This is a genomic window from Candidatus Enterococcus avicola (genome assembly GCF_047470845.1).
In the GTDB taxonomy this organism is placed as follows: domain Bacteria; phylum Bacillota; class Bacilli; order Lactobacillales; family Enterococcaceae; genus Enterococcus_D; species Enterococcus_D casseliflavus.
Genome location: NZ_JBLGTY010000013.1, coordinates 84,021 through 95,731, shown reverse-complemented (window position 1 = coordinate 95,731; position 11,711 = coordinate 84,021). Strand labels below are relative to the sequence as shown.

Here is an 11,711-nt window from a genome sequence, read left to right as displayed (position 1 = left end):
ATTTTTTGGACTTAACTGTTATAAAATATTTTTTTGATTTAGCTAATTTTCACTTGACTCTATATAGTTAGTCTTTCTTTTAGAATAGTGATGAAAGCGATTGTTGAATTCGATTTCACACTCATTGTAAATGAAGTGTAATTATATTTCAAGATATAAATTTATAATTGAAAAAACATTTCAACATAATGATGTCAGGTGTTCGCTCCTTTTATCAAAAATGGGTGGTAAGTGAAATTTCGCTGGCAGAGAGATGTCTAACGATCAGGGAAAGTGGTATAATGGTTGGAAGGATATTTTTTAAGAAGGTGAAGAAATGCGCTTTATACATACAGCTGATTGGCACATCGGAAAAAAACTACATGGCTATGATCTGCTGGAGGACCAGCGAGCAATTATCGATCAAATCATTGCGATCGCTTTAGAAGAAAAAGCCGCTGCCATCGTCATTGCAGGTGATCTGTATGATCGTTCCGTTCCCGCTGTCGATGCGGTCAAATTATTGAATGAAAAAATCGCAGAAATCAATCTAACGAATGAACTGCCTTTATTGGCTATCTCAGGAAACCATGATAGCCCAACGCGGCTAGAAACTGGTAGTCAGTGGTTTCAGCAAACACGTTTTTATCTGTCCACCAGCATCGAACAAAGTTTACAACCGGTCGAGTTTGACGATACACAATTCTTTTTGCTGCCTTATTTTGAACCGATCGAGGCGCGCTTATTTTTTGACGAACCGTTAACGAAAATTTCAGATAGTGTCCAAAGAGTGATCGAGGAGATGACCAAGCACTTTGATTCGTCAAAAAAACAAGTGTTAGTGACCCATTTTTTTGTGGCGGGCGCTAGCCAAACGGATTCTGAAACGAAAATTCAAGTTGGCGGATTGGACAGCGTGCCGACCACAGCTTTTGCACCTTTTGATCGAGTCGTTTTGGGGCATTTACATGCCAATACCGCCCTGAAACATCCGAAAATCGGGTACAGTGGCTCTCCGCTGAAATTTTCCCTTTCTGAACGGACGAACCAAAAAGGGGTCTATCTTGTTGATACTGTAAAAGACACAAATGAATTTATTCCCCTGACACCAAAAAGGGATATCCAGCAACTGACAGCCTCCTTTGATGAGTTGATCGATCCGGTTTTTTACCGTGAGCTGGATCGTGAGGCGTTTTGGCATTTTCTGCTGACGGATCGTGCTGTGATTCCAAATATGATGAATCAGTTGCGAAAGATCTATCCATTTATTTTGTCTGTCGAACGGTTGAATGGTCGAGAACAGACGAAAAAAAGACAGCTAACGACACGAGAAACCGACCCGCAGGCCTTGATCAGTCATTTTTTTCAAGAGATGACGGGAGATTCATTGCTCGATGCACAAACCAAGTGGATCGAACAAGGATTAAATGAAGCATTTGTCGTGGAAAAGAGGGAATAGTCATGCAACCGAAGTCTTTACAAATGAAAAATTTTGGTCCATTCATTGATGAAAAATTGGATTTTAGTCAGCTGCAAGCTGGCGGTTTGTTTTTGATCAGCGGCAAAACGGGTGCAGGAAAAACGACGATTTTCGATGGCATGACGTTTGCCTTGTTCGGTGAAACATCGGGGAATCTGCGCTCAGGCAAAGAAATGCGCTCGATGTTTGCTTCACCAACCGAAGAGACCAGCGTCACCTTTACTTTTGAACATCAGCGTTTTACCTACCAGATCCAACGGAAACCGGAACAGACCTTAGCAAAAAAACGTGGTGACGGGGTCACCAACCAAACGGCAAAAGTCCAGCTGACGATTTTTGGCGCCGAAGGCAAAGAGAAAAAGCAGATCAGTAAACGCACAGAAGTTGATGCATTTATCAAGGATCTGCTGCAGCTGGATGCCAAACAGTTTTTTCAAATCATGATGTTGCCGCAAGGAGAATTTCGTAATTTTTTGATTGCCAGCAGCAATGAGAAAGAACGCGTTTTACGGAATTTATTTGGCACGGAAATGTATCAACAATTTAATGAATGGTTGAAAGAGCAAGTCAAAGCACAAAGTAAAAAGCTTGAGCATCAGCAGCTGCTCGCCTCGCAAATCATGGAGCGCTTTGAATGGGAAGAAGCGCAGGAGGTTTTAACGGTTGCGGAAGGTCTGACTTTGTGGGCGCAGGATTTAGAAAAACAACAGGCGCAGCTTCAGCAGTTATTGCACAAAAAAGACCAAGCGATCCAAGAAATGAAAGCTGCGCAAGACGCTTTTTACCGTGCAAAAGAAATTGAAAATGCACGGATCGAATGGCAAGGTCTACAAGAAAAAGCCCGAGAGCTGCATGCTAAAAAAACCGAGATCGCTCAGAAAAAAGCACAGTTGAACCAGTTGGTATGGGCGCTTGAACATCAAGAAATCATGCAGCAAAAAGAAGAACGAGTGAAAGAAGCACAACAAGCTACTCAGCAAATCAACGAAACAAAGCAGCAGCTGCAAGAAATTCAGCAGCAACAAGTAAGCTGGCAAGACCAACGAGCGTTGATTGACGGCATCAAGAAAAAACAGGAAGCTGCTAGTCAAAAAGTTCAACGAATCCAGCAGCAGATCCCGCTAGCACAGCGCACACAAGCGCAGCAAGAAGAAGTGGTGCAACTTGAAAAAGCCGCACAACAACAGACCACCGAATTAACGAAGATAAACCAAGCGCAAGAAAGTGCCAAAGCGCAAGCGCAGCATCTGGCAGAAGAAATCGAAGCATTGCGAGGGTTTCAAGCAGAAGCGGTGAAATTGGTAGAAACGCAGGCTCTGGTAGAAAAATGGCAGCAAGCAAAAGCGCAGTTTCGTGAAGCCGAGCAAAAAGCAGGGGAACAGCAACAAATTCATTCGGAGTTGGTTCTTGAACAACAGCAATTAGCAGCATCCTTGCTGGAGCTGCAAAAAACGTTAAAACAAGAAACCAGTCAAAATGCTCGAATGCAAATTGCTCGGCTTCGTCTTTTGCTGGAAGAAAATGAACCCTGTCCGGTTTGCGGATCCTTGGATCATCCGAATACACAAGAGCACACGACCTATCGCATCGAAGACATCATTGCCAGTGAACAAAGACTTGAGCAAACACAAGAAAAATTGACGAAGATCCAGCAGCAAGTATCGGCAAATCAAACGCTGCAGGAGCAAGCCACATTGCGAATCAGCGAATGGCAAGCCACCAGTGCTGCTGCGCAGAAGCAAGTGGCATTCGCTTGGACTACAGTTCAACAGGCATTTGCTGCCTTGCAGCCGATAGAACACCAAGAGGCGATTACCGAGGAAACGACGGTAGCGGAATTAAAGAAACGGCAATCTTTCAATCAACAAAAAGCCGCTTCTTATGAAGACGCGCAGAAGAAACATCAGGCAGTAAATGAGAAATTAGCAACGTTAAATGAGTCCTATCAGCAAGTCAGTGAGCAAGCGAAAAAAGCCCAAGAAGCGCGCCAGCTTGCGGAGGGGAAATTGGCTTCTTTACAGGAACAACTTGCAGGCGCAACGTATGAACAATTACAAGCCGATTTAGCAAAAACCAATGGTTTACTGAGGGAATATACGCAACAAATTGAGGCTGATGCCCGACAAGAAGCGCAGCTAAACGAACAGCAAGCGATTCTTTCAGAGAAGCTGAAAAATCTGCAGCAATTTTTTGAAGAAAAGCAAGCTGCTAAGACAAAAGCAGAACAACGACTGACGCAGCGACTCCAAGAAGCTGGTATGACTGAGGAAACGATGCGGGAATTGATTGCCCAAGCCGCTCAAACAACCGTTCTCTCAGAAGAAATCAAAACCTATGAGCAAGAAATGGTGTTTGTTCAACAACGGCTAGCATTGTTAGATGCACAGTTAAAAGAGCAAGCTGCGATCGATTTAAACCAATTGGAAGCTGACTACCTTCAGTTGCAGACCGTGATGGAGGAACTACAGCAAGAAACAGTTCGCAAACAGGAGAAAGTCAACGGCAATCAACGGTTGTTTGACGAGCTGCAGGTCATTTATCAGCAAAATGTCGAAGAACTGGCCCAATTAGGCCAACTTCAGCAGTTGGCAGAAACCATCAACGGCGAAAACGTCAAAAAAACCAGCTTGGAACGGTATGTACTGCAGCAATTTCTGACAGAGATCTTAGAAGTCGCCAATGAACGCTTGGCTCGGTTGACTCGTGGCCGCTATCAATTTGAATTAGCGGATAAAGTCGGGAGCTATCGAAGCTCAACAGGTTTAGAAATTGACATATATGACGATAATGCGGGACAGGTCAGAAGAGCTCATACACTTTCAGGCGGCGAAAGCTTTATTGCTGCCTTAGCGTTGGCGATCTCTTTGGCGGATGTGATCCAGCAACGAGCTGGTGGGATCGAGATCGAAGCCCTCTTTATTGATGAGGGCTTTGGATCGCTTGATGAAGAATCATTGGAAATGGCGATGGAAGCATTAGAAATGATCGAAAATGAAGGGCGCATGATTGGGATCATCAGTCATGTTCGAGAACTGCGGGCAAGAATCCTGCAGCAAGTTTTCGTAGAAACTAACGGCAGCGGGCAAAGCCGGATCCGAATAAAAGAATAAGGAGAGGAGGGCTCTTATGAAGTGGAGTATTCCAGAAAAAGTAATTGAGCGTGGCAGAACGTATGTCAACGAAGATCGCGTCTTATCTGTCACACCAGACAAAGAAAAAAATGTGTGGCACGCAGAAGTATTGGGGACAGAATTGTATTTAGTGACCTTAGATGCTACAGCCAAAGAGGTAGATTATTGCCAATGTCCGTACTGGGAAGAGCATCATTATTGCAAACACACGGTGGCAGTCGAACTTTATCTACGCAAACAAGGGAAAACACGAAAAATCAATGAGCAAACCCCCATCAAAAAAGCCTTTTCTGCTTCAGAGATGTTTTCCAACGGCTTTGCCCGCTTAGGGAGCGAAAAAGAAACGAGCCAACCCTTACAGGTTGAATTTCGGATAGATACCATCGCCACCAATCCTTACCATCAAGAAATGGATATCTTAGGGATTTCCCTCAAAGTCGGCCATCGTGGCACCGCACGGACCTATGTCGTTAAGAACATTTATAAATTTTTGCAGATGTACCAAGAAAACAAGCAGTATGCAGCAAATAAGCAGCAGACCTTCTTTCTATCTGCGGATGCCTTTGATGAGAAAAATCGAGCCTTGTTGAATCGATTGGCAGGAATCGCGCAAACGCAACAGTTAATCGGGCAAGCAGGCATTCAGATCAGTGGTAAACTTGACAAAAAGTATTTGCTGCTACCAGTTGAGTTCGGCAAAGAATTGTTGTTACAGTTAAACGAAGTCTATACGCAAATAACCATTGGTGAAACAAAAGTCAATGAAGCCGATTTTCAAATCGGTGAACCTTTGTCGTTTTCAGTCACAAAACAGGAGGATCATTTTCCGCTGGAATTCGTGAAAGATTTTGACCATTTACTTAGCTATTATAATTGGGGTCTGCTGGATGGAACCTTTTATGAACTGACTGTCGAACAAAAGGAAATCTATGTCACGATGCAACAGTTGTTTAAACGATTTGAACAGCCAGTCATCGACTATCCGAAAGAAGAACTAGCGAATCTTTTTATGAAAGTATTGCCTTATTTGCGAAAAATCGGGCGTGTCCAAGTAGCACCTGAAGTTCAAAATGAAATCGAAGAGTCTGAATTGAAAGCTGTCTTTTCGTTACGGAAAATCAAAGGACAAGTCGATTTACAAGTAGACTTCACTTATGGAGAAGTCGTTTTTTCAAGTGATGAAAAACATCACTATATGCCAGAAAATCATCCCGAGATTTTACGTGATTTTCAACAAGAAGCACGAATTGAAGCGATTATTGAAACCTTTGGCTATCAAGCGAGCACTAAAAATTGGCAAAAAAGCTTACCTGCGGGGGAACAACTTTATACCTTTTTTACAAGGGAGATCCCTGTTTTAAGGCAATTAGGTGAAGTCCGTATCGGCAAGAAGCTGCGGGAACTTTACCTTGACGCCCAACACCATCGACCAGAAATCGTTATCGAAGAAAATGGTTCTTGGTTGGATATCAAGTTTGATGTCAGCGGCATTCAAGAGTCAGAGATCAATGAGGTCTTGCGCAGCCTGTTACAATCTGCACAATTTTATACCACTGAAAATGGGCAAGTCCTTTCATTGGAATCGGAAGAGTTTCAAGAAGCAAGTGCTGCCCTGAAAAAATTGCGTCTTTCACTAGAAGCGAAGGATGGGGCGATCCAAGTTCCTTTGAATCAAGGGCTGCTCCTGCAAGAGCAGTTTGCTGATCAAGCCAGCTTTAGCGCCGGTTTTCAGCAAATGACGGAAGACTTGATCCACCCAGAAAACTTTGAGGCGCAGCTGCCAGAAAACTTGCATGCTGAGTTGCGGCAATACCAAGAAGTTGGGTTCCGTTGGCTAAAAATGTTGAGCCACTATCAATTTGGCGGTATCCTTGCTGACGAAATGGGATTAGGGAAGACCGTTCAGACGATCAGCTACTTACTTTCAGAAAAACAAGAGAAACAAAAATTGAATGCATTGATCGTGGCACCGGCGAGTCTAACATTTAACTGGCAACAAGAAATCAAACGGTTTGCGCCGACGATTTCTGCGTCTGTCATCAGCGGAACGAAAGAAGAGCGCGAAGGGCAGATGGCGCAACCAGCGGACGTCCGCATCACTTCTTATGCAAGTTTGCGGCAAGACATTGATGCCTATCAAGCATTAGATCTGACTTGTTTGATTTTAGATGAAGCGCAAATGGTCAAAAACAGTGCGACCAAAACGGCACAGGCCTTGCGCTCCTTGGAAGTTCCACAGCGGTTCGCCCTCAGCGGCACACCGATCGAGAACAATTTAGAAGAATTGTGGTCCTTGTTCCAAATGATCATGCCAGGCTTTTTCCCGAACAAGCAGAAATTTAAAGAACTGTCTACGCAAGAAATTGCGAAAATGATCAAACCCTTTATTTTGCGAAGAGACAAAAAATCCGTGCTGCATGATTTGCCGCAAAAATTGGAAACAAATTATTACAGTGTTTTAACAGAAGAACAAAAGAAAATCTATTTGGCGTACTTGCGGCAAATGCGGGAAGAAATCGCGCAAATGGATTCTACGTCTTTTCGTAAAAATCGAATCAGTATCTTAGCTGGTTTGACTCGACTGCGGCAAATCTGTTGTGACCCACGATTATTCGTGGAGGATTATGAAGGGTCTTCTGGGAAACTTGAACAGGTCAAAGATTTACTCTTAGCAGCCAAAGAAAATGGGCGTCGTGTGCTGCTATTTTCTCAGTTTACTAGCATGCTTTCGATCATTGAAGAAGAGCTAGCACGAGAAGGGTTTGAGTCCTTTTACTTGCGAGGCAGCACACCGCCGCAAGATCGTTTGACGATGGTCGATGCCTTCAATAGTGGAGAAAAGGACGTCTTCTTGATCTCGTTAAAAGCAGGAGGAACAGGACTGAATCTGACCGGCGCAGACACCGTGATCTTATACGATTTGTGGTGGAACCCGGCGGTAGAAGAACAAGCCGCTGGACGAGCCCATCGGATCGGTCAAAAAAATGTTGTCGAAGTCTGGCGAATGATTGCTGAAGGAACCATTGAAGAACGAATGGATGCGTTGCAACAAGAAAAACGTGAGCTTTTCCAAAAAGTGATCCAAGGCAATGAAACACAGCTTCAACAAATGACAGAAGAAGATATTCGCTTGATATTGAGTATCGGCGAAGAAAGTTAGCCAATCAAAAAGATGGACCTGCCGCAGGAGCGAAGGTCCATCTTTTTTTAGTTATACATGTATGCAGGCACTTGCATCAGTGTGTCAATACTGTCTTGCAGCTGTGAAAAAGCAGTGATCGATGCATCTGGTAAGTCTTCCAATCCACTAGGCGCTTGACGGAGACGATGATTGAACCACAAAGCTTGCCAACCGGCTTTCTTACAGCCAACCACGTCATTATCAAAATTATCACCAACGTACAGTGTGGTTTCCGGATCAAGAGCAAAGGCGGTTTCTGCCAATTGGAAAATTTCTAGTTGGGGCTTTTGATAACCAGTTGCTTGGGAAATGATCATATGCTCTGGTTTGATCCATCGAGTCAGTTGCAACTGATCCAATTTTTTTTGCTGGTGGTCAGTGGGACCATTGGTAATAATTCCTAGTTTGACTGGCAATGTGGACAAATAGTTCAAAGTTGACTCAACTTCAGGATGCAGCGTGATGGCATCTAGTTCTTGTTCATAACACAGCTGAAACTTACAGCTTTCTTCCATTGTAATAGGTAAGTACCCTAAATCCGTTAATGAATGGGTCAGTCGAAAATAACGAAAATGATCTAGCGTCCATTCATTTGCCAATACCCGTCCAAACTGCTCGTCACTGTGCACCCGAAACCGTAAGTAAAGAGCAGTTAAATCTTTGTGGGCTATTTGTGGGAAACATGAGGTTACGGCATTGCGAAATGGTTGTTGCTGGTCATATAAGGTATCATCGACATCAAAAAGAATACTAGTGATCAAAAAAGACACGCCTTTCAGAGTTAGTGAAAATTTTCAGTTTGTTTTCGAATCAATCATAAGCCATTATTCCTGTAAAAAAAAGAGGAAAACCCCTGTAAAATAAAGGTTTTATTTACTGTTTTTAGAAATCCGCGTCTTTATAGGTTTTCAAAATTATAGTGAATTTTACCCATTTTCACATGTTTCTCATTTTGCATTTCTACTGAGAGTTGCTTATAATGATAGCTATTGAGGAGGGGGAAATGTGTTAAAAAGGTTTTTTCGTTATTATCGACCGTATCGGTCACTATTTATACTCGACTTTACTTGTGCGGTATTTGCTGGTTTATTGGAACTAGCCTTTCCAGTTGCCGTCAACCAAGTAATCGATAAGATCATGCCCCAGAACAACTTTCGCCTAATACTGTTGGCTTGCTTAGGCTTGTTCTTGTTTTATGTGATCAATACTGTGTTGCAATATATCGTGGTTTTTTATGGTCATAAACTTGGGGTCAATATTGAAACTGATATGCGTCAAGAGTTATTTCGACATCTGCAAACACAATCTTTTGAATATTATGATAATCAAAAGACTGGCAAGCTGATCAGTCGTTTGACTACGGATCTCTTTGAGATTTCTGAAGTCGCTCACCATGGGCCAGAAGATGTTTTTATTACCATCATGACTTTGGTCGGTTCATTCCTATTGATGTTAAATATGCATGTTCAATTAGCTGTGGCAACATTTGCGTTGATTCCCTTGATCACGATCGCCTTGGTTTTTTTCAATAAGAAAATGACCAAAGTCAACACACAGATCTATGACAATCTCGGTGAGTTCAACGCCGGAGTGGAAGCATCTGTCAGTGGCATTCGAGTGACACAATCATTTGCCAATGAAACGTTTGAACATAAACGCTTTGACGGGTTAAGTGAGATTTATCGGCAGTCTAAGATCCTTTTTTATAAGGTAATGGCAATCAGTTCAGCGTACAATTATTTCTTGATTCGGTTGATCAACTTGTTTGCTCTGATCTTTGGTGCCTACTACGTGATTCGTGGTGAACTGACGAACGGTCAGTTCGTAGGGTTTATTTTATTGTCAAATGTCTTTGTTAGACCAATCGAGAAGGTTAATACGATGATCGAAAGCTATCCGAAAGGCATCGCTGGCTTCAAACGCTTGACCGAAGAGTTGGATAAAGAACCGACGATCAAAGACAAGCCAGGCGCACGGGCAGTAACTTCCTTAAAGGGAGACATCGTCTACCATGATGTTTCTTTTTCCTATGCGGATGCGACGAAAGTCTTGAATCACATCGACTTGTCGATCAAAGCGGGTGAGACGATCGCCTTCGTTGGACAAAGTGGTTCAGGGAAAACAACGTTATGCAACTTGTTGCCGCGGTTTTATGAAGTCACGGAAGGCGCCATTACGATTGATGGCATCAATATTCAGGAGATGACCTTGGCATCTTTACGTCAGCAGATTGGTACGGTGCAGCAAGATGTTTTTCTTTTCCCAGGAACGATTCGAGAAAATATTGCTTATGGCAAACTTGATGCAACAGAAGAGGAGATTTTAAAGGCAGTCAAATTGGCACACTTAGAAAAAGTCATTGATCAAATGACGGATGGCTTGGATACGGTCATCGGTGAACGAGGCGTCAAATTATCCGGTGGCCAAAAGCAGCGAGTAGCGATTGCTCGGATGTTCTTGAAAAACCCGCCGATTTTGATTCTAGATGAAGCAACTTCAGCGTTAGATACCGAAACGGAACAAGTGATCCAAGAATCATTGAATTCTTTGGCAGATGGGCGTACAACCTTGATCATTGCCCATCGCCTCGCGACGATCAAACATGCGACACGAATCATTGTCGTTAGTGAGAAGGGGATCTTAGAAGAAGGAACCCATGAAGAGTTGATGGCGAGAAAAGGGCATTATCGTGCATTGCATGATGCTCAATTTTCTCGTGACCGAGAACCAACACTCGCTTAGAAGAAAGACATGGTAAACGATCAGTTCAAGAATAGTACAGTCTATTATGCTTTGTCAGTGACCAAGCAACAAATTGGCTGGCTTCTTGGATTGATCGTTTTTTACTGAGTTTTTTGTGAGAAACCCTTTTCATTTATAAGCAGATGTTCATTTCTGCTGCTGTTTTATAGCAGATTATGACAGAAATGCTTCTATGGTTTTCTGATTAAAAAGGAATGTGATACAATAAAACCAAGAAGAAAGAGAGTGGTTGCGATTACTAGCACAAAAAAATAACATTCATTTTCATTGTAGCGCGATCGTTTCTCGGCAAAGGAAGGATCGTGAAAAAGTTCTTTTGAAAACGATTGAGCGACTGCCTTGGTTTTTCTCTCATTTTTTGATTACATCTGTAATTGTCGAAGGGAAATTAAAAAACGTTGCCTTCTGTTAAAAGAATATTTTAATATTCTGACATATTTTTGATACACCTTTGACACACTGTTGTATAAAAGGAGTAATATTAAAAAAAAATTTGAGTTTTCTCATTTAAAAATAAACTTTTTGAAGGAAACCTTTTGCCTTAAAGGTTTCGCTTTTAATATAACTTTCGAGTTTTATTAAAAAATATGAGATTTAGACTAGATTTTTTTTAGATAAACCTGTATAATTGAAATCAAGCGAGGGAACAGGACTTGCTTGATTGAAAATTAAAAAGGAGAGATGCACGTTGTTGACACTATACACTTCCCCAAGTTGCACATCTTGTCGCAAAGCTCGTGCGTGGTTACAAGAGCACGAAATCCCTTTTGTTGAAAGAAATATTTTTTCAGAACCGTTAAATATTTCTGAGCTTAAGGCAATTCTACAAATGACAGAAGATGGCACAGAAGAAATTATTTCCACCAGATCCAAAGTATTCCAAAAGTTGAATATGGATCTAGATGACCTGCCCCTAAAAGATTTATTGACACTTGTTCAAGAAAACCCAGGATTATTGCGTCGTCCGATCATGATTGATGAAAAACGATTGCAAGTTGGGTTCAACGAAGATGAAATTCGTCGGTTCTTACCTAGGGATGTTCGCCAACTGGAACTAAGACAAGCGCAATTAATGGCAGGATTATAAATTTGACTTCATCGACTCGCTTTCTCTTTGAAAGTGAGTCTTTTTTTGAGTTTTTATGTTTTTCTTAAGAGGATATTCGTTTTCTCTTTA

General features: G+C 42.2%; 6 protein-coding genes. 5 read left to right on the top strand and 1 reads right to left on the bottom strand.

Annotation, left to right across the window (positions count from 1 at the left end; translation table 11 throughout):
* The first annotated feature begins 316 nt into the window (after window positions 1-316).
* Genes ACI3E5_RS11830 through ACI3E5_RS11820 form a run of 3 tightly spaced genes read left to right on the top strand, consistent with a single transcriptional unit; the run spans window position 317 to window position 7,750 of the window.
* A complete protein-coding gene (locus ACI3E5_RS11830; protein ID WP_325844961.1) occupies window positions 317-1,438 on the top strand; it encodes an exonuclease SbcCD subunit D in 1,122 nt (373 codons plus the stop codon).
* Window positions 1,439-1,440: 2 nt separating this feature from the next.
* Complete coding sequence (locus ACI3E5_RS11825) at window positions 1,441-4,569, top strand: AAA family ATPase (RefSeq protein WP_325844962.1); 3,129 nt, start codon at window positions 1,441-1,443, stop codon at window positions 4,567-4,569.
* 16 nt (window positions 4,570-4,585) lie between these two features.
* Window positions 4,586-7,750 (top strand): DEAD/DEAH box helicase, encoded by a 3,165-nt coding sequence (locus ACI3E5_RS11820; RefSeq protein ID WP_325844963.1) that lies wholly within the window; start codon window positions 4,586-4,588, stop codon window positions 7,748-7,750.
* Between the two features lie 47 nt (window positions 7,751-7,797).
* Here ACI3E5_RS11820 and ACI3E5_RS11815 read toward each other — a convergent pair whose 3' ends face one another.
* Window positions 7,798-8,532: an HAD family hydrolase gene (locus tag ACI3E5_RS11815; protein WP_159160947.1), complete on the bottom strand. Its 735-nt coding sequence runs from the start codon at window positions 8,530-8,532 to the stop codon at window positions 7,798-7,800.
* 244 nt (window positions 8,533-8,776) lie between these two features.
* Here ACI3E5_RS11815 and ACI3E5_RS11810 point away from each other — a divergent pair, with 244 nt between their 5' ends.
* Window positions 8,777-10,513: an ABC transporter ATP-binding protein gene (locus ACI3E5_RS11810; protein WP_325844965.1), complete on the top strand. Its 1,737-nt coding sequence runs from the start codon at window positions 8,777-8,779 to the stop codon at window positions 10,511-10,513.
* A 709-nt stretch (window positions 10,514-11,222) separates the two neighbouring features.
* Window positions 11,223-11,621: a transcriptional regulator SpxA gene (spxA, locus tag ACI3E5_RS11805; protein ID WP_003127030.1), complete on the top strand. Its 399-nt coding sequence runs from the start codon at window positions 11,223-11,225 to the stop codon at window positions 11,619-11,621.
* Window positions 11,622-11,711: the final 90 nt, after the last annotated feature.

Excerpts from the sequence above, each read along its gene's own strand:
- ACI3E5_RS11830 (WP_325844961.1), top strand. The coding sequence starts at position 317 with ATGCGCTTTATACATACAGCTGATTGGCACATCGGAAAAAAACTACAT.
- ACI3E5_RS11825 (WP_325844962.1), top strand. The coding sequence starts at position 1,441 with ATGCAACCGAAGTCTTTACAAATGAAAAATTTTGGTCCATTCATTGAT.
- ACI3E5_RS11820 (WP_325844963.1), top strand. The coding sequence starts at position 4,586 with ATGAAGTGGAGTATTCCAGAAAAAGTAATTGAGCGTGGCAGAACGTAT.